The 22952-nt window shown below is 57.7% G+C and carries 17 protein-coding genes and 1 tRNA gene; 12 read left to right on the top strand and 6 right to left on the bottom strand.

Annotation, left to right across the window (positions count from 1 at the left end; all coding sequences use genetic code 11):
- Positions 1-981 precede the first annotated feature (981 nt).
- Genes LBK75_07920 through carB form a run of 5 tightly spaced genes read left to right on the top strand, consistent with a single transcriptional unit; the run spans position 982 to position 10756 of the window.
- Positions 982-2256, top strand: a complete 1275-nt coding sequence (locus LBK75_07920) for an adenylosuccinate synthase (protein ID MDR1158217.1) — start codon at positions 982-984, stop codon at positions 2254-2256.
- Between the two features lie 44 nt (positions 2257-2300).
- Complete coding sequence (glmS, locus tag LBK75_07915) at positions 2301-4112, top strand: glutamine--fructose-6-phosphate transaminase (isomerizing) (GenBank protein MDR1158216.1); 1812 nt, start codon at positions 2301-2303, stop codon at positions 4110-4112.
- Between the two features lie 48 nt (positions 4113-4160).
- Entirely contained in the window at positions 4161-5555 is a 1395-nt protein-coding gene (purF, locus tag LBK75_07910; GenBank protein MDR1158215.1) for an amidophosphoribosyltransferase, read from the top strand.
- 30 nt (positions 5556-5585) lie between these two features.
- Complete coding sequence (locus LBK75_07905; GenBank protein ID MDR1158214.1) at positions 5586-6668, top strand: carbamoyl phosphate synthase small subunit; 1083 nt, start codon at positions 5586-5588, stop codon at positions 6666-6668.
- Between the two features lie 35 nt (positions 6669-6703).
- Positions 6704-10756 carry a carbamoyl-phosphate synthase large subunit gene (gene carB / locus LBK75_07900; GenBank protein MDR1158213.1) on the top strand — a complete coding sequence of 1351 codons (4053 nt, stop codon included), beginning with the start codon at positions 6704-6706 and terminating at the stop codon, positions 10754-10756.
- Positions 10757-10866: 110 nt separating this feature from the next.
- Here carB and LBK75_07895 read toward each other — a convergent pair whose 3' ends face one another.
- Together LBK75_07895 and LBK75_07890 are read right to left on the bottom strand one after the other, a co-directional pair.
- Positions 10867-11250: a type II toxin-antitoxin system VapC family toxin gene (locus LBK75_07895; protein ID MDR1158212.1), complete on the bottom strand. Its 384-nt coding sequence runs from the start codon at positions 11248-11250 to the stop codon at positions 10867-10869.
- Positions 11247-11486: a type II toxin-antitoxin system prevent-host-death family antitoxin gene (locus LBK75_07890; GenBank protein ID MDR1158211.1), complete on the bottom strand. Its 240-nt coding sequence runs from the start codon at positions 11484-11486 to the stop codon at positions 11247-11249. Before LBK75_07890 ends, LBK75_07895 begins: the two co-directional genes overlap by 4 nt.
- A gap of 123 nt (positions 11487-11609) precedes the next feature.
- On the opposite strand from LBK75_07890, the gene LBK75_07885 reads away from it, so the two are divergent.
- The 6 genes from LBK75_07885 to LBK75_07860 all read left to right on the top strand — a co-directional run bounded on the left by LBK75_07885 (position 11610) and on the right by LBK75_07860 (position 15935).
- Entirely contained in the window at positions 11610-12014 is a 405-nt protein-coding gene (locus LBK75_07885; GenBank protein MDR1158210.1) for a VOC family protein, read from the top strand.
- A 138-nt stretch (positions 12015-12152) separates the two neighbouring features.
- A tRNA-Pro gene (locus LBK75_07880) sits at positions 12153-12228 on the top strand.
- A 122-nt stretch (positions 12229-12350) separates the two neighbouring features.
- The gene (locus LBK75_07875; protein ID MDR1158209.1) at positions 12351-13517 is read left to right on the top strand and encodes a nucleotide-binding protein; all 1167 of its coding nucleotides are present in this window, start codon (positions 12351-12353) and stop codon (positions 13515-13517) included.
- Positions 13518-13612: 95 nt separating this feature from the next.
- Positions 13613-14695 carry a 2,3-butanediol dehydrogenase gene (locus LBK75_07870; GenBank protein ID MDR1158208.1) on the top strand — a complete coding sequence of 361 codons (1083 nt, stop codon included), beginning with the start codon at positions 13613-13615 and terminating at the stop codon, positions 14693-14695.
- Positions 14696-14736: 41 nt separating this feature from the next.
- Complete coding sequence (locus LBK75_07865) at positions 14737-15558, top strand: molybdenum cofactor biosynthesis F family protein (GenBank protein MDR1158207.1); 822 nt, start codon at positions 14737-14739, stop codon at positions 15556-15558.
- 11 nt (positions 15559-15569) lie between these two features.
- Complete coding sequence (locus tag LBK75_07860; GenBank protein MDR1158206.1) at positions 15570-15935, top strand: hypothetical protein; 366 nt, start codon at positions 15570-15572, stop codon at positions 15933-15935.
- Between the two features lie 60 nt (positions 15936-15995).
- Here LBK75_07860 and LBK75_07855 read toward each other — a convergent pair whose 3' ends face one another.
- On the bottom strand, positions 15996-17825 hold the full coding sequence (locus tag LBK75_07855) for a hypothetical protein (protein MDR1158205.1): 1830 nt from the start codon (positions 17823-17825) through the stop codon (positions 15996-15998).
- Position 17826: 1 nt separating this feature from the next.
- A complete protein-coding gene (locus LBK75_07850; protein MDR1158204.1) occupies positions 17827-19914 on the bottom strand; it encodes an MMPL family transporter in 2088 nt (695 codons plus the stop codon).
- Between the two features lie 207 nt (positions 19915-20121).
- Between LBK75_07850 and LBK75_07845 the strand changes: the two genes are divergently transcribed.
- A complete protein-coding gene (locus tag LBK75_07845; GenBank protein MDR1158203.1) occupies positions 20122-20694 on the top strand; it encodes a TetR family transcriptional regulator C-terminal domain-containing protein in 573 nt (190 codons plus the stop codon).
- An 89-nt stretch (positions 20695-20783) separates the two neighbouring features.
- Here LBK75_07845 and LBK75_07840 read toward each other — a convergent pair whose 3' ends face one another.
- Together LBK75_07840 and LBK75_07835 are read right to left on the bottom strand one after the other, a co-directional pair.
- Positions 20784-21638 carry an ABC transporter permease gene (locus LBK75_07840; protein MDR1158202.1) on the bottom strand — a complete coding sequence of 285 codons (855 nt, stop codon included), beginning with the start codon at positions 21636-21638 and terminating at the stop codon, positions 20784-20786.
- Positions 21635-22558, bottom strand: a complete 924-nt coding sequence (locus LBK75_07835; GenBank protein MDR1158201.1) for an ABC transporter ATP-binding protein — start codon at positions 22556-22558, stop codon at positions 21635-21637. The genes LBK75_07840 and LBK75_07835 overlap by 4 nt, the downstream gene beginning before the upstream one ends.
- Positions 22559-22952: the final 394 nt, after the last annotated feature.

The following is a 22952-nucleotide window of genomic DNA, read 5'->3' as shown; positions in this document are numbered from 1 at the left end:
TTTTTGGCCTCCCCATTTACCTTCACCGCCGTTTCTTTTTATCTTACCATAAAACGGCTATTTATGCAATATTTTAATAAAATAATTTTACTTACTTATCAGCGATACAGTACACTAGTACCCCATCCGGTGTGTTTTTGAAGCGACCATCATTCGTCATCTGATGTGCGCCGTGTGTGGCCCCATTATATGGAGATACAGTTTCTGGCCGAATGGAGTACTAGATCTGCGGTTGGATTGCTCCGCGGGCGTCGATTTTGGCTGATTTTGGCTTTCTCCCACCTTTTTTAGGCTCGGTGAAACGGCGGCCCAACTGAGTGGTTTGGGGGCTTCCGAATGCGCCACCCCAAAGCCTGTTTATCCTGGCAAGTACGCTGTCCGGTAGACCGGGTCCCGGCCAAGGCTGAAATACTTGGGCCGCAGGGCTCGTAGCTCCGCAGGACTTTTCTAAATCAGGTAAACTTTTCTCCGTGAAAATCCAGGAAGATGCGGGCGCGGATTTGACGGCGCACCTGAACCGCCTCGGCTCAAAGGCCATCGCTCGGGATTACGCCAACTTCAGCAGGGGTGATCGCGTATTTTCCCCTCGAATTCGGCTCACAATCATGTGTTCCCCGCGTAAGCAGGGGACAGCTTTAAAACTTTCCCCTTGAAAAACCCATGCCCGCTGTGTATAATGGATACCGTGAGCGCGGGGCGCCTGCGCCCGTGGCCGGGCGGCTTGCGGGGCGGTACAATCGAGACGGATGCGGGACCGGGCCCCGTGTCGACGGAAAGACAAAGAGGCGTTCGTTGGCAGAAATCCGACTGTCGCGCGGGGAGAGCGCGGACCCATTGTCCGCGGCGCCCGCGGTGGTTCGGGTTTTGCCGGATGGACGTCATTTTTCAGGAGTCCCGCGGCCGGGGAAGGTTCAGGCGGGCCGAAGACAATGTTTATTTGACTCTCTACTTGAGGTCATACTATGAAATGGAGGGACTGCTGTGCTCACAGCAATCGCCGGAATCAACTGGGGCGACGAGGGTAAGGGCCGTATGGTGGACCTGCTGGCGCAGGACTACGGTGTCATTGTCCGCTACCAGGGCGGCAACAACGCCGGGCATACCGTGATCAACGAACGCGGGAAATTTATCTTGAACCTGCTGCCCTCCGGTATCCTGCGGGAGGACACTGTGAACGTCATGGGCGCCGGCATGGTGATCGATTTGGCGCACCTGTGCGGGGAACTCGACAGCCTGAGCGGACACGGCGTGTCCGTCACGCCGGAACGGCTCAAAATCAGCGATCGGGCCGTGATCTGCTTTCCCTACCACAAAGCCCAGGACATTCTGGAGGAAGAACGGTTGGGCGACAAAAAGTTCGGCTCCACTCGCCGAGGCATCGCGCCCGTGTATGCCGACAAATATATGAAAAAAGTCGTCCGCATGGGCGACCTGCTCTGCCCCGACACCTGGCGGGAGAGACTGACGGACATTTTGTCCTGGAAGAACCTTACGCTGGTCGGCGGCTATCGCAGCGACGAAGTCCGGGTAGATGACTGCCTGCACTGGCTGGAGACATACGCCCGACGCCTCGCGCCCTTTGTCTGCGACACGACGCACTACCTGACGGACGCCGTCGCGCGCGGGGAGAATATCCTCTTTGAGGCGCAGCTTGGCGCGCTCAGAGATATCGACTTCGGCATATACCCCTACACCACTTCCTCGCAGACTCTGGCCGCTTACGCGCCCACCGGTGCAGGCATCCCGGCGGCCAAACTCGACTGCACTGTCGGCGTCATGAAAGCCTACTCAAGCTGCGTGGGCGAGGGTCCGTTTACGGTGGAGATGTTCGGGGACGAGGCGGTCCGCCTGCGGGAGGCGGGCGAGGAATACGGCGCAGCCACCGGGCGGCCGCGGCGGGTGGGTGCGTTCGACGTCGTCGCCTCTCGTTATGGGGTGACCATCCAGGGCGCTGATTGCTTGGCTCTTACCAAGCTGGATGTCCTCTCGCAAATGGAAAAAATTCCCATTTGTACGGCCTATGAGATCGAGGGGGTGCAGACGACGCAGTTCCCCGTGGGGCAGCGCCTTGAGAGAGCTCGGCCCCTGTACGAATATATGGATGGTTTTCAGACGGACATCTCCGCCTGCCGTAACATCCGCGACCTGCCGAAGGAGGCGGTGGCCTATGTGCGCCGCCTGGAGGAGGCCGTGGGTTGTCCCATCCGGTATCTGTCTGTCGGGCCGGCCCGCGGCGACTACATCGCTGTCGATTGACAGTGTGCGGCGATTTGCGTTGAAGAGCGAAGGGGGAAGCGCCTATGTGTGGGATCATCGGATATGTCGGGACCAAAGATACAGTCCCCATCATCCTTGACGGACTGAAAAAATTGGAATACCGGGGCTACGACTCGGCGGGTCTCGCGATATTGGACCGGGGCGCGGTCTCGGTGGTCAAGCAGAAGGGCCGTCTCGCGGTGTTGGAAGAGGCGTTGCGGCGGCGTCCATTGGCAGGACACATCGGCATCGGGCACACGCGATGGGCCACGCACGGGGAACCGTCGGATATGAATTCCCATCCGCACCTCGGCAGCCAGCAGAAGATTGCCATTGTCCACAACGGGATCATCGAAAATCACCGGTACCTGCGCGAGACGCTGGAGCGCAAAGGAGTGGTGTTTCACTCCGAAACAGACAGCGAGATTGTGGCGCAGCTCGCCGAATATTATCACCGGGGCGACATCATGGACACCGTGATTCGGGTCACGAACGCCCTGGAAGGGTCCTACGCGCTGGGCTTCTTGTGCGCCGACGACCCCGACAAGCTGATTGCCGTGCGGAAGGACAACCCGCTCATCATAGGTCTCTCCGACGAGGGCAATTTCATCGCCTCCGACGTCCCGGCCATTTTGAAGCACACGAGCAGGATCTGTTACCTCGAAGACCGGGAGATCGCCGTGCTGGAGAAAGACCGCGTCACCTTCTACAGTCGGGACAGGGAGGTGATCCCCAAGACGCCGGAGACCATCTCCTGGAACTTTGAGAGTGCCGAAAAGGGCGGTTACGAACACTTCATGTTCAAGGAAATCATGGAGCAGCCCCGGGTGCTGCGGGACACGATCCATTCCGCGCTGCCGGGCGGCGCGAATCACGCGGTTATCGAGGCCTTGGACATCGGACGGTACGACCAAATTCTCTTCACTGCCTGCGGTTCGGCTTACAATGTGAGTGTGGTGGGTAAATACATGCTGGAGCAGCTCTGCCGCTTTCCTGCCGCGACAGATCTCGCCAGCGAGTTTCGTTACCGGAATGCGGTGATCGGCCCCGGCACGCTGGTGATTGTCATCAGCCAGTCGGGGGAGACCGCCGACAGCATCGCAGCGTTGCGTGAGGCCAGGCGCAAGGGCGCCGACACATTGGCCGTCGTCAACGTCGTCGGCAGCACGATCGCCAAAGAGGCCGACCACACGATCTATACGCTGGCCGGCCCGGAGATCGCCGTGGCGACGACCAAAGCATTCAGCGCCCAGCTCGCGCTGCTGTATCTGTTGGCTGTCCGTTTCGCCCGAGGACTGGGCCGGATCGCGCCGGAAGAGGAGGGGGCCTTGTTGGCCGATCTGGAGGTCCTGCCAGATCAGGCGGAGGCCCTGTTTGCCCACGTGGACAGGATCCAGCAGTATGCCGCCACCTGTTTCAACTGCAAGAGCATCTTTTTCATCGGGCGCAATGTGGACTACGCCGTCGCGCTGGAAGGTTCGCTGAAGTTGAAGGAGATCTCCTACATTCACTCCGAGGCCTACGCGGGCGGGGAACTGAAACATGGGACTATCTCGCTTGTCGAGGAAGGTACGCTGGTGGTGGCGATCGCTTGCACCGAACGGCTCTACGGCAAGACCGTGAGCAATGTGGAGCAGGTCCTTAGCCGGGGCGCGCGGGTGCTGTTCCTCACAAGCTCCAGAGAGGTCAAAGAGACGGACCATCTCTCGCTGCTGCCCGTTCAGCCCGTGAGCGAGTGGCTGGCGCCCTCGCTGTCCGTTATCTTGCTCCAGTTATTCAGTTACTATGTGGCTGTCTACAAGGGCTGTGACATCGACAAACCCAGGAATCTCGCCAAAAGCGTCACGGTGGAATGAGTGTGTCCGCCGGCGACGGCGTTTCATCCATCGGGAAAGGATCGGACATTGAACGGAAGCGATAAGCCAAGGGAGGAATGCGCGGTCTTCGGCGCCAGCTTATTTGCGCAGGAGGCGGCCGGTCTCACCTACAACGGGCTGCTGTCGATGCAGCACAGAGGTCAGGAGGGTACGGGCATCGCCGTGCTTTCGGGTAGTAACATCGTCTGCCACAAGGACACCGGCTTGGTCAACGAGGTGTTCGTGCGCGAGAATCTGGGGAAAATCCCCAAGAGCAAGCTGGCCGTGGGACACAACCGTTACTCCACCACCGGCCGGAGCGTCCACATCAACCTGCAGCCCTTTGTGACAGAATACCTGACTGGGCGCATCGCCGCCGTTCACAACGGCAATGTCACAAATGCCGGCAAAATCAAACGGCAGCTCATGGCGCGGGGGCTGAATTTCAACGCCACCAGCGATACCGAAGTCATCGCCTCCCTCATCGCCTATCACTGCATGCGGGAGAAGGACGCCCTGAAAGGAGTCATTCGCGCGGCGGACGAGCTGGAGGGTGCGTTCACGCTGATCATCCTCAGCAGCGAAAAGAAACTGATCGCCGTACGGGACGGTTCCGGGTACCGTCCGCTGTGCATCGGACGCGGTCCCGCGGGGCTTGTCGTCGCTTCCGAGAGTTGCGCGCTGGACAGTTGCGGTTTCCGCTTCGTGCGGGATGTGCGCCCCGGTGAGGTCGTCGTCATCGAAAATGGTGAGGTCACCTACGAAAAGGTGATCCTGCAAAAAAAGGATCCGAACAGCGGGTTGTGCATCTTCGAGTACGTCTACTTTGCGCGCCCGGATTCCGACATCGACGGGCTCAGCGTATACGAGGCGCGTCACAACATGGGGCGGGTGCTCGCCCGGGAACACCCGGTGGCGGCGGACGCCGTCTGCGGCGTGCCCGACAGCGGCCTCGAAGCCGCTATTGGTTATGCCGGTGCGAGCGGCCTGCCGCTCGTCTCTGGGTTTGTCAAAAACCGCTACATCGGGCGCAGTTTCATCTTCCCTACGCAGTCGGAGCGCGAGAGCGCCGTCAAGATGAAATTGAATCCGCTGCGGGCTAATTTGCGGGGCAAGAGCATCGTGCTGGTGGACGACTCCATCGTCCGAGGCACGACCAGTGAGAAGATCGTCACCGCGCTGAAGCAGGCGGGCGCGCGGGAGGTCCACATGCGTATCTCATCGCCGCCGTTTCGGTATGCCTGTTACTTTGGCACGGACATCGACACGGAGGAAAATCTGATCGCGAACAAGATGGACCTGGACGCCATCAGAGATAAGATCGGTGCGGATAGTCTGGGGTATATCAGCATCGAGGGTCTGAAGACCGCGTGCGAGAAGGCCGTGCTGCCGTTTTGCACCAAATGCTTTACGGGCCACGGCTGCGAAGGCGGCGGCTGTTGACAACCATACAAGGCGGATGGAGGGAAAAACATGACAGCATATCTGCTGCTGGAAAACGGCAGGGTGTTTGAAGGGGAAGCGTTCGGCTGTCGGGGGTGCGCTCTGGGCGAGGTGGTGTTTACCACCGGCATGACCGGGTATTTGGAGACATTGACCGACAAGAGTTATTACGGACAGATCATTGTCCAGACTTTCCCTCTGATCGGCAACTACGGCGTCATTCCTTCCGATTTTGAAACCGGCCCCTCGCATGGACGGCTTGTGCATGCAAAAGCCTATATTGTGAAGCATTGGTGTCGGGAGCCTTCCAATTTCAGAAGTGAAGGTGCTCTTGACACTTTTTTGAAGTCCCAAAATATCATTGGCCTGTACGGCATCGACACGCGCGCGCTGACGAAGATCATTCGGGAGAGCGGCGTGATGAATGGCGCCGTGACGGATGACCCATCGTCCGTCGACAGAGAGGCCCTGCGTGCCTACCGGGTGCGCGACGCGGTGGCGGGTGTCTCCACCGACACCGTCCTCCGTTTCCCCAGTGCGGCGGGCCGGTACAAGGTGGCCCTGGTGGACTACGGGCTGAAGGAGAACATCCGTCGGGAGTTGGTACGGCGCGGATGCGATGTGTGGGTCTTCCCCCACAACGCTTCCGCGCGGGACATCCTGGCCGTCGAGCCGGACGGCATCATGCTCTCAAACGGTCCAGGCGACCCGGCCGACAACCCAGAGGAGATCGAAACGCTGCGCGTACTGCTGCAAATCGGTCGTCCCATCTTCGGTATCTGTCTGGGGCACCAGCTTCTGGCGTTGGCTAGCGGTTTTCGGACGGAAAAGCTCAAGTTCGGTCACCGAGGCGCCAACCAGCCGGTGAAAGATCTGACGACGGGCCTTGTGTACATCACGAGCCAGAATCACGGGTATGCCGTCGTCCGCGACAGCATCGATCCGGCTGTGGCCCGGGAGCTCTTTGTCAACGTCAACGACAACACCTGCGAGGGTCTTTCGTATGTGAACGCCCCGGTGTTTTCGGCGCAGTTCCACCCGGAAGCCTGCGGCGGTCCGCTCGACACCGGTTTCTTGTTTGATAGGTTCCTGCGTCTGATGGAACCGGCCTGAATGTGCCGGTGTTCCCGGAAGGAGAGTGAGTGAATATGCCACTGGATCCAAGCATCCAAAAAGTACTGGTCATTGGGTCGGGGCCGATCGTCATCGGTCAGGCCGCCGAGTTTGACTATGCCGGTACGCAGGCGTGCCGGGCGCTGAAGGCCGACGGCATTGAGATCGTGCTGATCAACTCGAACCCGGCCACAATTATGACGGACAACGCCATGGCGGACAAAATCTACATCGAGCCGCTCACCCTGACGACAGTCAAGCGGATCATCGAGAAGGAGCGGCCGGACAGCATCCTGTCCGGCCTCGGTGGGCAGACAGGTCTCACACTGTGCATGCAGCTTGCTCGGGACGGGTTTCTGGACCGGATGGGCGTGCGGTTGCTTGGTTCCTCCCCCGATACGATCGACCGAGCAGAGGACAGGCAGATGTTCAAAGATACGATGGAGCGCATCGGTCAGCCGCTCATTCCGTCCGACGTCGTGCAGGATGTGGAGGCGGCCGTGTGTCTCGCGGAGGCCATCGGCTACCCCGTGATCGTTCGTCCTGCGTTTACGCTGGGTGGCACCGGGGGTGGCATCGCCGCCGATGAGCGAGAGCTTCGGGAGATCGCGCGGGGCGGGCTGTCTCTTTCGCCGATCCGTCAGGTCTTGATCGAGAAATCGGTGGCGGGCTGGAAGGAGATCGAGTTTGAGGTGATGCGCGACCGCGTGGGCAACGCCATCGCCGTTTGCTCGATGGAAAATTTCGATCCCGTTGGCATCCACACGGGTGACAGCATTGTCATCGCGCCCGCCGTCACCCTCTCCGATAGAGAGTATCAGATGCTCCGACGGGCGGCGCTCGACATCATCCATGCGCTGGGCGTCGAGGGTGGCTGCAACTGCCAATTCGCGTTGAACCCGGACTCCTTCGAGTATGCGGTGATCGAGGTGAACCCGCGTGTGTCCCGTTCGTCGGCGCTGGCGTCAAAGGCGACGGGCTATCCCATCGCCAAGGTGGCGACTAAGATAGCGATCGGTTACACGCTGGATGAGATCGTAAACGCCGTTACAGGCAGCACGTACGCCGCCTTTGAGCCGACGGTGGACTATGTGGCCGTCAAGTTTCCCAAGTGGCCCTTCGACAAATTCGTCTACGCGAAGAAAGAACTTGGTACGCAGATGAAGGCCACCGGCGAGGTCATGTCTATCGCCGATACCTTCGAGCTGGCCATCATGAAGGCCGTGCGCGGTGTCATCATCGGCACGGAGACGCTGTCGCTGCCGCACCTCGGTGCGAAGAGCGACGATGAACTCCGCGCTGCGCTGCGTAGCGCCACGGACGAGCGGCTCTTTATGGTCTGCGAGGCGCTTTTAAGGGGTTTTGCCATAGACGAGGTCTTCGCGCTTACGAAGATCGACCGCTGGTTCCTCGCCAAGCTGCAAAACGTAGTGCGTTTCACGCGCGTATTGTCGGGCGAGCCGCTTACCCCGGCGCGTCATGTGGAGGCCAAACGGCTCGGATTCACGGACCGGACGATTGAGTCCCTCACCGGTGCCAAGCCGCCGTGTGAGTTGCGGCCCGTGTTTAAGATGGTGGACACCTGCGGCGGCGAGTTTGCGGCCGAGACACCCTACTTCTACAGCGTCTACGGCACGAAGGCGGGCGGTGCGGAGGACGAGGCGCTGGAGTTGGTCGAAAAGAGCGGCCGGCCCCGGATCCTTGTACTGGGTTCCGGGCCTATCCGTATCGGCCAGGGGATCGAATTTGACTACGCCGGCGTACACTGCGTCTGGTCGCTGAAGGAACTGGGCTACGACGTCGTGGTCGTGAACAACAATCCGGAGACGGTGTCCACCGATTTCGATACCGCCGATCGGCTGTATTTTGAACCGCTGCACATCGAGGATGTGATGCACGTCATCGAGGTTGAGCGGCCGGAGGGCGTGATCGTCGCCTTCGGCGGCGGCACGGCCATCAAGCTGGCACGTGAGCTGCACGCCCGGGGCGTAAAGATCATCGGCACCTCCGGCGACAGCATCGACATCTGTGAGGACAGGGAGCGCTTCGACGCACTGCTGGAGTCGCTCGACGTCCGCCGCCCCCAGGGCTGCGCCGTGCAGACGGCCGAGGAGGCGCTGGCCGCCGCCGACCGGTTGGGTTTCCCGGTGCTCATGCGGCCCTCCTATGTGCTGGGCGGACAGAACATGATCATCGCTTTCGGCCGGGAGGACATCCTTGAGTACATGGAGATCATCCTTCGCCAGCAGCAGACGGGCCCTGTCCTGATCGACAAATACCTGAGCGGCCGGGAGATCGAGGTGGACGCCATCTGCGACGGTGAGCACATTTTGATCCCCGGCGTCATGGAACACATTGAGCGCACCGGCATCCATTCCGGCGACAGCATTGCCGTCTACCCCGCCACACACATCGACGACGATATGGCGGAACGCATCATGGCGGTCACGAAGAAGATTTGCACCGCTCTGCGGGTGTCGGGTCTTGTCAATCTGCAATACGTCATCGCGGAGGGTGAGATTGCCGTCATCGAAGTGAACCCTCGGGCCTCCCGTACGGTCCCTTACATCAGCAAGGTGACGGGTATCCCCATGTGCGACCTCTCCACCCGGGTGAGCTTGGGCGAGAAGCTGTGCGACTTAGGCTACGAGGAAGGCATCGCCCCGCTTCCGCCCTACACCGCGGTGAAGGTTCCGGTGTTCTCGTTTGAGAAACTTACGGATCTCGACACGCAGCTTGGTCCCGAGATGAAATCCACGGGTGAGGTCCTTGGAATTGGTAAAAATTTACAAGAAGCGCTCTTCAAAGGGCTTGTGGCGGCGGGCTACAATATGCGCAAGGACGGCGGTGTTTTCATCACGGTGCGCGACACGGACAAGGGCGAGGTGACGGATCTCGCGAAGAAGTTCGAAAGCATGGATTTTCCGCTCTACGCCACGGCGGGCACGGCGGCCGTGCTGCGCCGCGCAGGTCTTGCAGTGACGGTGGTGCAGAAGATCCACGACGCCCCGGACGAGAACTCTCTGACGCTGCTTGAGAGCGGCCGGATCAACTACATCATCTCCACTTCCGCGAAGGGGCGCAACCCCGCGAAGGACAGCGTACGGATTCGGCGGAAGGCGTGTCTGCTGGGCATCCCGTGTCTCACCAGTCTGGACACCGCCCACGCGATGGCAGACAGTTTGCTTAGCCGCTACAACGAGAGCAACACCGAGCTTGTGGACATCAACAACATGCGCAGCGAGCGGCTGGCGCTGCCGTTCACGAAGATGCACGGCTGCGGAAACGACTACATCTACATCGACTGTTTCGCTCGGGAGATGAACTCCCCCGAATCGCTCTCGGTCTTTCTGTCCGACCGGCATTTCGGCGTCGGCAGCGATGGGGTGGTGTTGATTCTCCGCTCCAAAGTGGCCGACGCGCGGATGCGGATGTTCAATCTGGACGGCAGCGAGGGGCGGATGTGCGGCAACGCGATCCGCTGCATTGCGAAATATCTCTACGACAACCGGGCCGTCTGCAAGAAACGTATGACGATCGAGACGCTGAGCGGCATCAAAGAGCTTTTCCTCACGACGCAAAACGCGTTGGTGAGTTCGGTGCGGGTGGACATGGGGAGGGCGGAGCTGCAAACCGGGCGGATTCCGGTGGCTCTTCCCGGCGACACGGTCATCGCGCGCCCGGTGGAGATCGCCGACGGACAGTACACAATCACCTGCGTCTCGATGGGCAATCCCCACTGCGTCGTATTTTGCGAAGAACCGGATGTCCTCGACCTGCGCACGTTGGGACCGAAGTTTGAGATGAGTCCGCTGTTTCCGGAGCGCGTCAACACGGAGTTTATCCAGATCATCGACAGTCACACGATCAAGATGCGCGTCTGGGAGCGTGGCAGCGGCGAAACCCTCGCCTGCGGCACCGGCGCCTGCGCCGCCGTCGTGGCCTCCGTACTAAACGGCCACTGCGACAAGGGCGCGGACATCCGCGTAATCCTGACCGGCGGAGAACTGACCGTCCGCTACACGGACGAGGGCGTCTTTATGACCGGCGGCTGCGAAAAGGTCTTCGAAGGCGTGGTGTGGATCTGATTGGCGGCAAAATTTTACCTCTCTCGAATTCGAGGGAGGTAAAAAGAAGCACTCGGTCGCGAAATCCCAGATGTTGTTGAAAGAGTAACTGGCGTAAGCCTGAGAATCAGTTATCCGACAAAAATCACAGAACTCTGATAACGCGCCAGCGTATTGTCGGCCGTCAATAAAGAGACGCCTTCAACGGCGGCTTGGGCAAGCAAAATACGATCAAAGGGATCTTTGTGAAACGGAGGCAAAGAAGCGACAAACAAAGCGTGTCGCGTCGAAATAGGCATTTCTTCATAGCCCGACGCGATGAGCCCGTTGTACAGCAAAACGGGGTCAATCACAAAATCAGTCCGTTGCAACTTGGTTTTAATGACAATCTCCCAAAGACTTGCGGGGCTGAATAGCAATGTATTGGACATATCTTCGATATACCGCTTGGCCCCGGCGGGCAATTCGCCAGTGGCCGCCCAAAGGAGAATATGTGTATCGAGCAATAGTCTCATAACGCACCGCCAAACATATCTTCGATTTCAGGGCTGCCTATATGATCAAAATCGGCGGGTACGGAAACTTGACCTTTTAAGAAACCCGTGCGGGGGGGAGGTTCTGCAGGAGCGTATGAACTGACGACCACCAACGGACGGCCGGATTTGGCGATGATAAAAGACTCGCCTGCAGCAGCTCTTTCCACAAGCGCGGAAAGATGGGTCTTGGCTTCATGAATGTTAACTTGTTTCATACGAAAACCTCCGTGTCAGTCTAATAAACTAAGTTTATCAGACTTAGTCTCATTTGTCAATGTTTTTATCATCCGGTGGGTTTTGGTATTCCTCAAAAAACTTTTCGTGGGAAAGGAGACTGTATGACAATCAATCATATGGCTGTCTATGTGACGAATCTTGAGGCGGTCAGGGCATTTTATGAGACATATTTTGACGCCACGTCCAACGCGTTGTATCACAATCCCAACACGGGGCTGAAGACGTACTTCCTGTCCTTCAAAGACGGTGCCAGGCTGGAGATCATGCACAGGTCCGATGTGCGGGCAGTCAGTCAGGTCGTCGCGGACCGTCTGGGGTATGCACACCTGGCGCTCGGTGTTGGCAGTCGAGAAGCTGTGGACCGGCTGACGGCCAGACTCAAGTCGGACGGATTCGCCGTTTTGAAAGAACCGCGCACTACGGGCGACGGGTACTATGAGAGCTGTGTCCTGGATGTGGAGGGGAATGTGCTGGAGATCGTCGCGGAGTACGAAAATGGCAAATAATGTAAATATAGTCCATCCTGTGGACAGTCACTGTGGACTTTCTGAAAGGCTTTCTGAATTTCCGCTTTACAAATGGGCGCAGATGTAGTACACTATTAGACAGTTGCGCAGAGGCCTCAGGGGCTCGCGCGTGTATTTCGGGGTGTGGCACAGGTGGTAGTGTGCTTGGTTCGGGACCAAGAGGCCGTGGGTTCGAGTCCCACCACTCCGACCAAATAGGCGGCTGACGCCGCAGTGAACATTGAACGGTACTGGAAAACGTGCGCTTTGCCGCATATTTGTGCTGTTCAATGTTCGTTGTTTGTGGGGAAAATGAATTTGAAGGGGGTAAGAGATTTGAAAATTTTCATGGGCTCTTCCAAAGAAGCGCTGTCGCATTGTGATCTTGTAGGTGTAATTCTAGAGGAGCTGGGACATACCATTGTCCCTTGGAATGAATCTGGCAGAGTATTTATTCCAGGTCAATACACGATGGATGCTCTCATAAGAAAATTTGATGATGTGGATGCTGGTGTATTTGTCGTCTCTCCTGATGATATTGCTCAGATTCGAGATAAAAGTGGTTTGAAAATCACACGAGATAATGTATGGTTTGAAGCGGGTATCATGATTGGGAAAAAAGGAAAATCAAATGTTGTTTTATGTATATGTGATAAAGATATACATATTCCAACTGACTGGCATGGCATTACTACCATTGATATCAGTCATGATGATAAACAACATATTATAAAGAGAGGTTTTTGCGCCTGGATAGATAATATTCTGCCGAAGCCAAGCCTCATTTCTCCCAATGTTTATTTGTCATCAAGAAGAGATGTTGAAACATTGTATACGCAGAAAGAGATAATGGATGGTACACGCGAGGAAAATGGCACGAAAGGCACGAAAGTTCATGAAATTCGACTTTTGAATTTTGCAGGGACGTCCATTCTTACACCCCAGTATTCTGACTTCTATCACAGAAACGAAAAGATTTCACATCATAAAGTAGGTGAGTTTTTAGAATATTCCTTGAAAAATGGTGCGCATTTGGAAATGATTATCAATGCTCCGACTCCATTCGTTGTTCAAGACGGTGTAAGAAAAATCAACACTTCTGCTTTAGATAGAGATAAGCAGGAAATTGTGTTTTATAGTTCTTATTTTGCTATAAGAAAATTATTGGAAAATGAAAATGAATATAAAACAGCTTATGAAGACAACAAGCGCTTTGACTATCATCTGACCGATATTGTTCTGCCTTTTGCAATATTTGAAGTGATTTATAAAGATGAATTTGCATACATGACCCACATAAAGGTGGATTTGTATTCGGCGGAATTAGATAGGGAAGAAAATCGTCGCAGCATGGTCATATGGAAGACGGAAGATCCGAATAATTATGATTTTTTTCATAGGAATTATGACGCTGTTCGTTTGAAAGCTTGGACTCGAAAGCGAGAAAGTAAAAATGAAGATGAATGGCGTAAGCGTTGGAAAGAACTCGTGGATGGGTTGTAAGAACCAATTTTCTGCGTCTCAAGAAGAGTTGCCTGAACTATGAACAGTAAACATTAAGGGCACTTGAAACCATCTATTGCAGGGAGGCCGTAGATATGCGAGCAGCTATGTGGTATGCGAAGGGCGACGTGAGAGTCGTTGACGTACCGGAACCTCGGGTAAAACCAGGGTGCGTCAAGATTAGGGTGAAATGGTGTGGCATATGCGGTTCGGACATTGGTGAATACGCGGCTGGACCGATCAGTATCCCGGTGGGCGTGCCGCACCCGATTACCGGTGATACAGCGCCTGTCATTCTCGGTCACGAGCTTTCCGGAGAGGTTGTGGAGATCGGCGAAGGCGTGAGCAAGTTCAAGGTCGGCGACAGGGTCGTCACTGAGGCGACTGTGGCCTGTTTGCAATGTCCGGCTTGCCTGAGTGGTGAGTTCAACCTGTGCGAGACGCTTGGTATACACGGAATTTCCGGCGGCGGCGGTGGATTTGCCGAGTACACCGTATTCCCTGAGAAATTTACGCACAAAATCCCGGACAATCTGGACTATGAAAGAGCGGCGCTCGTGGAGCCCATCGCGGTGGGGTTTCACTCCCTGCGTGTCGGCGGACGATTCAAAACCGGCATGACTGCGGTGGTGATGGGAGCCGGTCCGATAGGTTTGGGCGTTATCGAGTGTTTGAAAGCGTCCGGTGCGAGGAAGATCATAGCTGTGGTGCGCAAATCTGTGCGCCAGGAGTACGCCATGCGTTCCGGTGCAGATCATCTCATAGACCCCGAGGAAATCCCCGATATCGCCTCCGCAGTGAAAGGACTCAACGGAGGCCTCGGCGCGGACATCGCCTTTGAGACATATGGCGCGGCTGTCGGTCTGGAGCTCGGCTTGCAGTCGCTGAAATTTGATGGCACTCTGGTGGTTATCAGCCTGTGGGGGGAAAATCCGCCGATCAACGCCATAGAAATCGTTTTGCGGGAAAAACACGTGATCGGTTCGGCCATCTATCACGGCAACGATTTCCTCAGTGTACTCAAGATGCTTGAAGACGGACGTATTCCTGCCAAAGGATATATAACGAAGAGGATATACCTTGATGATATTGTCAAAGAAGGGTTCGAAACGCTCCTGAGCGAGGAGCGCAAGCAGCATGTGAAGATCATTGTAACGCCGGATCGATCCTTGTTGTGAACAACAGCGGTTCATTCATTTTTGAGAGGAAGTTTTTGTTTATGGCAAACGATAACAGTGCGCCGAAGGAATGGAAAACCATGGAGGCTTTTAAGGATGATGCGTCGCATAATCTCAAAGAACCCGTACGGGATTTTGCGGGTCGGCAACTGAGATTTACATTTGATGAAGCCTGCGGCGAAGCACAGCTCATAGAAAAGGTGTCTCCGGTGGAAATTGACTTAAACATCAACGATTCCGATTCAGTATACACCCGCGGAGAGAATACCTGTAAGGCGTCTATTACCACGTTTAAAAGTCAGGAGGGTTTATACTACATAAGCGTGGAAATTCTGGACTCTGAAAATGAGGACGTCAACATCATCTTGAACACAAATACAAACCGCGCTGTCGCCGTTCCAGCTACGGCACGTCCTATGCCTGTGGAAGGTGAGTGTCGTGTTGTTCAGCGTTTTTTAATCGGAGGTCTTTCGGGCAAAGTGTGGACAGACTTTAAGCCTGAGCGAACTCGTGAACTCATCGGAACCAGACTGTATATCAATTACAGTCCGAATATGTATTACGAGCATATATATCTGAACAGCGAGAGAATCTGCTGGCACAACCTCAGAGGTGAGCAGTTCGGTCATTCTGCCTGCGAGCCCTGCGATTACTTTAAGATGGATGAAAATGTGTATCTTATGTCGTGGCGAGAACTGTTCATTCCATGCGGCGCGGCGTATTTGCTGAACTTCAACAACAAGATTGCAATGGGCAAATTCATCGGCTGGGATCAAGACGGAAAGATATCGCATTCGTTCTCGGGTGGAAGTATACACATACTTTCACAGATTTCTTATCCCAAGGAGTGTGAACCCAAATGAGCAAAATAACTATGGCCGAAGTGACTGCTGTTTATGATGCAGTTGCTTCTTTGCCGGAAATCGGGAAGGCGTTTGACAACCTGATTTGGATCGAAATGGCCGGCGGCCCTTACGGCGGCATTTACAAGTCGGCTCAGGAAATTGTGGAAAATGTATTTTTGCCGCTCAATGCGGATTGGGATCATTTTCAGCTCGCGCCTCAGGAATTTATCGAGACCGAAAACACAATCATCATGCTCGGAAATTACAAAGGCATCAACAGAAAAACCGGAAAAGAACTCGACGCCCGTGTGGCTCATGTGTGGAAATGCGATGGTGAAAAACTCATCTTTGAGCAGTTCACAGACACCGCTCTCTTCCGGGCGTTACGCAGCTGAATTCCCGACACAAAAAATCCGCCAAAGGGCGGATTTTTTGTGTCTTTATAAAGCACAATCTCACCGGAACAGGTCGAGGAATCTCGTCCAGAGATTCGCCTTCGACGCGGGTGCGGGAGGGGCAGGCGCGGGGGTTGGGGGTTCGATTTTCTCCGTCGTCATTACAAACTGGACGGAGAGGACGTCGGTATTCTTGGGCGAGATGAAGGAGCGGGGTGTGAAGTCCGAGGTGTCGTAACCACTCACGATTGAGGCGATCTCAGTCTCGATGCGGGCGGGGATCTCCTGTGTGGCGTCGCGCAGGGTCAGAAGGCCGCCGCGCAGTTCGTCCGCACCGCCTGCGAGCGCCGTCGCGCCGTTTGCCGTGTCGGCGACACCGGTGTCCAGTGCCGAGCAGGCACGGGTGAGCTCCGTCACGCCGCCCGTGTAGGCTGCAAGCCCCGCGTGGAAAGCCGCGTAACGCGTGTGCAGCGCGGTCAGCCCCGCCGTGAGCTGGGTCAGGGCGGCGACCGATGTGTCGCCCGCGGAGAGGCCCTGGGCCGCCGCCGCCAACGTCGACAATGAGCCGGACAGCGTGTGCAAATGGCCGGACAATGTGTCCAGGGTTTCGCCGACGGCGTCGAATGCGGGCGTCACGGCCCGGTAGGTCTCCCGCACGGCGGCCGCGGCGACGTAATAGGCGGCGAGACGATCGAGAAGTGCTTTTTCACTGGGATTTGCGGCATAGAGCCGCGCAAGAGCGGCCTCGTCCACAGCCTCGTCTGGAATGGCCGCAACCGCCGCTTCGAGCGGGTCGCGGGCCGCTGCGAAACCAGTCCGTAAGGCGTCAAATCCCTCCGTCACACCGCCCAGACCGGCGGAAAGCTGTGTCAATGCCGCTGGAAGCTGTGTCAGTTCCTCAAAGTCGACGGCGGCGGGGCCGTTTAGGGCGGCGGCGATGCTGTCTAGGGCGCCCGCAATCTCGGCGGAACCGTCTATAAGTGCGGCCGAGCCGCCGTCCAGGCGCGTGAGCCCCGTCAGGAAGTCGCCGGCGCCCGTTCGAAGCGCTGAGCCGCCGGCGGCCAGTTCCCGGACGCCGTCTGACAGTTGCGCGGCACCGTTGCTGAGTGTGCGGACCGCGTCGGAAAGCTCAGTCAGATCTTCAGCCATCGGGCCGGTGTCCGGGAGATCGATGGGCAAAAAGAAGGGCAGGGCGGTGAGTTCGATGCCGGACATGGAAAAATTTACCACATCGGCCGAGAGGAGGAGATGGGTGTCGGTGCCCGGCATGGCGGTGTGGGTCACTACCTTGTTTCGGCCGGCGTTGGCGAGCGTCGCGCCGTCCGAGGCGATATGCCGGCAGAGGGCGGTATCGAGAGGGATGGAGATCTGGAGGAGATAGTCGCTCCAAAAACCGTCCGGTGCACCGGGATCCGGCGCGATGTCGATGCGGATTTCGAGGCGGCCGGACCGCCCGGCGAGCGCCTCCGGCGACAGCGCGTTGCCGTCGAGGAGATAGGCGACGGTGATACTCCAAGGCAGGAGCGGCTTGGCGAGCGTCCCTTTGTAATAGAAATCACCGATGGAAGCGGAGGCGGTCACTCTGTCCCCGTCCAGCGTCATAGCGCCGATGTCCGTGAGATTTTCAACGGAAGCGTACGCGCCGTGGTCGGAGATGTCGCCGGCCGCCGTAACGTGCAGGATGTTCACGGCGTAAACACTTCGAATGTCGCCCGAGGCCGAGAGGGTGGCGTAGATGACCTCTTCTTTGCCGCTTACCGCGCCGACGCCGGTCGGACGCGGCGGTGCGGCGGTGTCCGAACCGCCGGGCGCGGCCCAGGCCGCGGCGGGGAGCAGCGCCAGTGCGGCGGCAAGCAGCACCGCGGCGGCGCCTCTGCCAATGTGTCTCACATCATTCACCTCTCTGTAAAGGTTCCGCGGTATCCGTGGTATCCGCGAACACGGCGTGCAGCGTCGTTCGCTCGATGAATTTGTCAAACAGCGTGAGGAGGGCGGGGAGGAAGAGAAAGACCATTGCCATGGAGAGCAGGGCGCCTCGGCCCAGCAGCAGCCCCAGATCCGACACGATGGGGTTGGACGAAGAGAACCAGAGCGTGAAGCCCGCGAGAGACAGAATGGTCCCGGAGAGAAGGATCGACCGAAAGGTCTCACCCAGCGTCCGCTTCAGCGCGGCCTGTTTGGGCAGCCGTTTGCGGTGGAATACATAGTGATCGCTAAATAGGATGGCATAATCCACCGTCGCGCCGAGCTGTACGGTGCTGATGACGAGATAGCCGATGTAGCACAGCGGGGTGCCGGTGAAGTACGGCACGGCGAGGTTGAACCATACGGCGGACTCGATGGTCAGCAACAGCAGAAAGGGCAGGCTGAGCGACCGAAAGGTCAGCAGCAGCACGAGGAAGATAGCGGCGACGGCGACGGCGTTCACCATGTTGTTGTCCTGCGTGATGATGGACTTCATGTCGTACAGGCTGACACTCTGCCCGAGCATATGGAAGTCGTCGCCGTAATAGGCGCGCGCCGCATCGCGGATGTTCTCCACGGCGGCAAACGCGGTGTCGCCCTCCTCCGGCGTGTCGGTGTAGAGGATGAGGCGGCTGTAGTGCTGCGAGTAAAAGCGGCTCGTGACGGCGGGGTCGAGAAACGCCTCCGGGATCTCGGCGCCGACCGCCGTGGCATAGGACACGACCGAGGTGACGTGCGGAAGGGCGGAGCAGGTCTCGTCCAGTAGTTTCTCCCGGGCGACGTCGCCCCGCGGGACGAGCAGCACGATGGGATTGAATCGCCCGAACGCCTCATCTACCGTCGCGTTGTCGCGTCCGTTGCGGCTGTGTTCGCCCAAACCGCCGAATCCGTAAGTGAAGTCGCCGCGCCGCTGCGCGAGGAAACCGGGGACAATGAGCAGCGCGACGAGGATGAGTGCGGGGATGCGCAGTTTGGGCAAAAGTTGGCCGGGGTCTCGGTGTGACGGCAAAAAGGGCCGATGCTTTGTCTTGTCGAGGAGCTTGTGGCAGCACAGCGTCAGCGCCGGCAGAAATATCATGACGGAGAGAAAACTGAGCACAATGCCCTTGGCGAGATTGACGCCGAGGTCGGAGCCGATGCGAAACCGCATGAAGATGAGCGCCAGAAAGCCGAACAGCGTCGTGGCGGCGCTGGCGGCGATGGCGGGCAGCGCGCGCTTCATAGCCATGCGCATGGCCGCGTGGACATCGTCCGTCTCCCTGCGGAATGCGTCGAAGCTATGCAGCAAAAAGATAGCGTAGTCAAGAGAGACGGCCAGCTGGAGGATGGGGCTGACGGCGTTTGTGATAAACGAGACCTCGCCGAAGACGATGTTGGTCCCCATGTTGATCACAATCGAGATGCCGATGGCGCCAAGGAACAGCAAGGGCTCCAGCCAAGAGCGCGTGGTGAGCAGAAGAATGATGAGGATGATGGGCAGAAGAATGATGATGGCGTGCATCGTCTCGCTGCCGGTGAGCCGCTGCATCTCCGCGCGCCCGACCGCATCGCCCGTCAGAGCGCCCCTTTCGCCGACGAGGTCGTAGATCGCCGTCGTGGCCGCCGTCTCGCCGCCCCGATGGATCGTAAAGGAGATGAGGGCATGGCCGTCCTTGTAATAGTTCTCTACTGTCGCGCGGTCGGCCATCTCAAGCGGCTGCCTGATATCGACGACGTCGTCGAGCCATGTGACGTCGGAGACCCCCTCGATCTCACCCAGACGCTGTTTGTATATGAGAGCCTCTCGGACCGAGATGTCCCGGAGCATGACCCGCGCGTTGGGCACGGCCTGCACGAATTCGGTTTCCATGACCGACAACGCCTTCGTGGAGGCCGCATCCTGCGGGAGATACTCGGCGATGTTGAAATTGACGTTGACGCCGAGAAACAAAAATGCGCACACCAGAGCCGGCGCAACGAACAGCGCGGTGACAAGCCTCTTGTGGTCGGGGACAAATTTGGAAATATATTCCATGTATGGCCCATACACCTCCCGAAAGTATAGTAAAAACAACATACTGTTGCATAGTCGGCATACTTGTATTATAATGGTCACAGTGTGGAATAGCAACCGTCAATCGGCGTGAAAATGTGCAGAGGACAACAGACAAAAAATAAAGTGTCGGCCATTCGATATGAGAAATTGTAAAAGAAGTGTGAACAGCGAAAGAGGGATGTGACCATGGGCGAAAAGGCGGACCGCCGCGTGAAGTACACCAAGATGGTACTGCGGGAGGGGCTGATCAAGCTCTTGCACACGACGCCGATCGACAAAATCACCGTCAAACGCATCTGTGAGGCGGCAGACGTCAACCGGAGCACATTTTATGCGCATTACAGCGACCAGTACGACATACTCCGGCAGATCGAGCTGGAGCTGCTCAGCGACATCCGCGCTTCGCTTGAGGGCTACAACTACGTGGAGTATGAAGAGGCGTCGTTTCAGATCATGATCCGGATCTTCGAATACGTCGTCGAAAACGCCGAACTCTGCCAGGTGCTGCTGGGCGAAAACGGCGACCGTCTGGTTCAAAAGGAGATCATGACGTTGGTGCAGCAGACCGGGATGCGCGCCTGGCATGAAAAGAATTTACTGAACAGCGAACTCATGGAGTATGCGCTGACCTTTGGCCTGAACGGAGGTTTGGGTATCGTGCAAAAATGGCTCAGCGGCGGCATGAAGCAGTCGGCCCGGGAAATTGCCGAGATGGTGATCAACCTCACCTACCGCGGGCTCTCGGCCTTTGCCCCGTGACGCGTTCCACCGGCTGGTGCCGGCACAAAACGGCCCCCCTGTCTCGGCGTGCCGGAGCAGGGGGGCCATATATGTCACGGGGGCGCCGCTCAATCACGTTTTTTCGACAGCCGGGCGACCGAGAGGAGATAGAACACAAAGCCGGTGGCGAGGAGGATGAGGACGCTGACACCCCAGGGAATCTCGGTTTCGCCGGACAGAAAGACGACGCCCATCTCCGTGCGAAAGTCAGAGAGGGCTTCCGGCGGCGCGGCGGCGAAGGAGGCCGCCAGCGGGACCTCCATCATCACCTGGCGGAAGAGCACCCCGGCGTGGGAGATCGGAAATGCTTTGACGACAAACTGCACGGCCGCCGGCAGCGAACCGATGGGGATGTAGATGCCCGTCAGAAAGCCGATCAGCGTGCCGAGAATCGTGCTGACCGTCGCGAAAGCGCTGGTACTCTTCAAAAAGGTCGTGAGAAAAAAGAGGGGGCCGCTGCTCGCAAAGACAGAGAGTAAAATGAGTCCCAGAAGTTTACAGAGCGCGCCGGCCGGCAGCAGACGGCCGCCATAGGCGACGATGTAGAGTTCGGCGAAGACGAGGGAGACCAACGTCAGGAGAACGCCGATCACATAGGCGCCCGCGACATAGCTCCCGGCGAGCGCGCGGCGGGAGATCGGCGTGGCGGACAGGTCCCGGGTGATACCCTGAGCCCTGTCCGTAACCATCGTGCCGAGCGCGCCCAGTGTGGTGGTGACGCCCGTCGCGGCGAGCATCCCGGCCATGATCCAGCTGTCCATGAGAAAACGGCTGCCCGGGATGCCGGACATGTCAGAGAGCATGAGGTCGCCGAGAAAGAGCACATAGAGACCGATGATGACAATGACTCCGAGGAACGAGAAAAACACGGACACCCTGTCTCGAAAGAACACGAGGAGATTGCGCCGCCACAGAGCCGTCATGATCGGATCTCCTTTCCCGTGATGCTGAGAAACGCATCATCCATCGTGCCGCTCTTCACCTCGACGTCTGTCACATGGGCTCCGCAGGCCGCCAGGATGGGGATGCTGTCTGCGGTGCGCCGCAGCTTGACTGTGACGGCCCGGCCAGAGACATCGTAAGTCTCATAGGCCGTGGAGACGGCGTCGAGCGCGCCGCGCAGGGCGGGTAGGTCGTCCGTCCACAGCGTCAGCGTGTCGGAGGTGTGCGCACGGCGCAGCTCGGCCGGTGTGCCGCGCGCGGCGATCTTCCCCTCGTCGATCACGATCACATGGTCGGCCCCGGCGGCCTCCTCCATGTAGTGCGTTGTCAAGAAGACGGTCATGCCGGTCTCGGCACGCAGGCGGCGGATTGTTTCCCAGATGTTTCGGCGCGTCTGCGGGTCGAGGCCCGTCGTCGGTTCGTCGAGAAACAGCACCCGGGGTCTGTGGATCAGAGCCCGCGCGATGTCCGCGCGGCGCCGCTGCCCGCCGGAGAGTTTGCCGTATGGCCGATCGGCGAAAGTCTCGACGCCGGCGGCGGCCGACGCCTGCGCATAGAGCGCGGAGAGCGCCTGCCGGGTGTGCCCGTAGAGGCGGCCGCGGATCAGGATGTTTTCGCGGACGGTGAGGAGCGGGTCGAGCAGACTCTCCTGAAAGACGACGCCGATGGACTTACGGATCCCGGCGTCGTCCCGCCCGAGGGCACGGCTGTCGACCGTCACCGCGCCGGCGTCGTGTTTCAAGAGGGTGCAGAGGATGGAGACAGTCGTCGATTTCCCCGCGCCGTTCGGCCCCAGAAACGCGAAAAGCCCACCCTGTTCCACATCAAAACTGACGTCGTCCACGGCGCGGACAGCGCCGTACGACTTCTTGAGATGCGCGACGGAGATGATGGTTGGCATCCACCCACACCCTTTGTTTTCCGGATTCGAAGGTTTGACCCATCGTATCACAGGCGACCGGAAAACACAAGTGGATGCGGCACGCTGAAAATGGGAAAATTTAGAAAATACCTTCTAAGGGTCTGTCGGAAAATAAAGTGTGCAGTTGGCACAGCAATTTTGTGTCCCGGCAAGGCGCCGGGTTCCGCGAATACTTGTAGTATTCAAGGGTTCCGGCAACGCGGCCGGGGCGCAAAAGGGCAAGTCAAATGTACAGGTTATTTTTCAACAGACCCTAAGGCGTGTTTGAAAAATAGAAACTCTTGTGCTATTTCAACAAAACCGTGATAGCGGCAAGATAAACGAAAGCCAAAAAAGATTTAGCCAATTTATCATAGCGAGTGGCAACACGTCG

The sequence above is a fragment of the Oscillospiraceae bacterium genome (assembly GCA_031265355.1).
Taxonomy (GTDB): Bacteria; Bacillota; Clostridia; order Oscillospirales; family UBA929; genus JAIRTA01.
Note: the sequence above shows the minus strand (reverse complement) of the source record. Positions and strands in the feature narration are given on the sequence as shown.

Coding starts and splice junctions, on each gene's coding strand:
- LBK75_07840 (MDR1158202.1), bottom strand. CDS start 21,638: ATGACGGCTCTGTGGCGGCGCAATCTCCTCGTGTTCTTTCGAGACAGG.
- LBK75_07895 (MDR1158212.1), bottom strand. CDS start 11,250: ATGAGACTATTGCTCGATACACATATTCTCCTTTGGGCGGCCACTGGC.
- LBK75_07885 (MDR1158210.1), top strand. CDS start 11,610: ATGACAATCAATCATATGGCTGTCTATGTGACGAATCTTGAGGCGGTC.
- LBK75_07860 (MDR1158206.1), top strand. CDS start 15,570: ATGGCCGAAGTGACTGCTGTTTATGATGCAGTTGCTTCTTTGCCGGAA.
- LBK75_07870 (MDR1158208.1), top strand. CDS start 13,613: ATGCGAGCAGCTATGTGGTATGCGAAGGGCGACGTGAGAGTCGTTGAC.
- LBK75_07865 (MDR1158207.1), top strand. CDS start 14,737: ATGGCAAACGATAACAGTGCGCCGAAGGAATGGAAAACCATGGAGGCT.
- LBK75_07850 (MDR1158204.1), bottom strand. CDS start 19,914: ATGGAATATATTTCCAAATTTGTCCCCGACCACAAGAGGCTTGTCACC.
- LBK75_07905 (MDR1158214.1), top strand. CDS start 5,586: ATGACAGCATATCTGCTGCTGGAAAACGGCAGGGTGTTTGAAGGGGAA.
- LBK75_07890 (MDR1158211.1), bottom strand. CDS start 11,486: ATGAAACAAGTTAACATTCATGAAGCCAAGACCCATCTTTCCGCGCTT.
- carB (MDR1158213.1), top strand. CDS start 6,704: ATGCCACTGGATCCAAGCATCCAAAAAGTACTGGTCATTGGGTCGGGG.
- glmS (MDR1158216.1), top strand. CDS start 2,301: ATGTGTGGGATCATCGGATATGTCGGGACCAAAGATACAGTCCCCATC.
- LBK75_07835 (MDR1158201.1), bottom strand. CDS start 22,558: ATGCCAACCATCATCTCCGTCGCGCATCTCAAGAAGTCGTACGGCGCT.
- LBK75_07845 (MDR1158203.1), top strand. CDS start 20,122: ATGGGCGAAAAGGCGGACCGCCGCGTGAAGTACACCAAGATGGTACTG.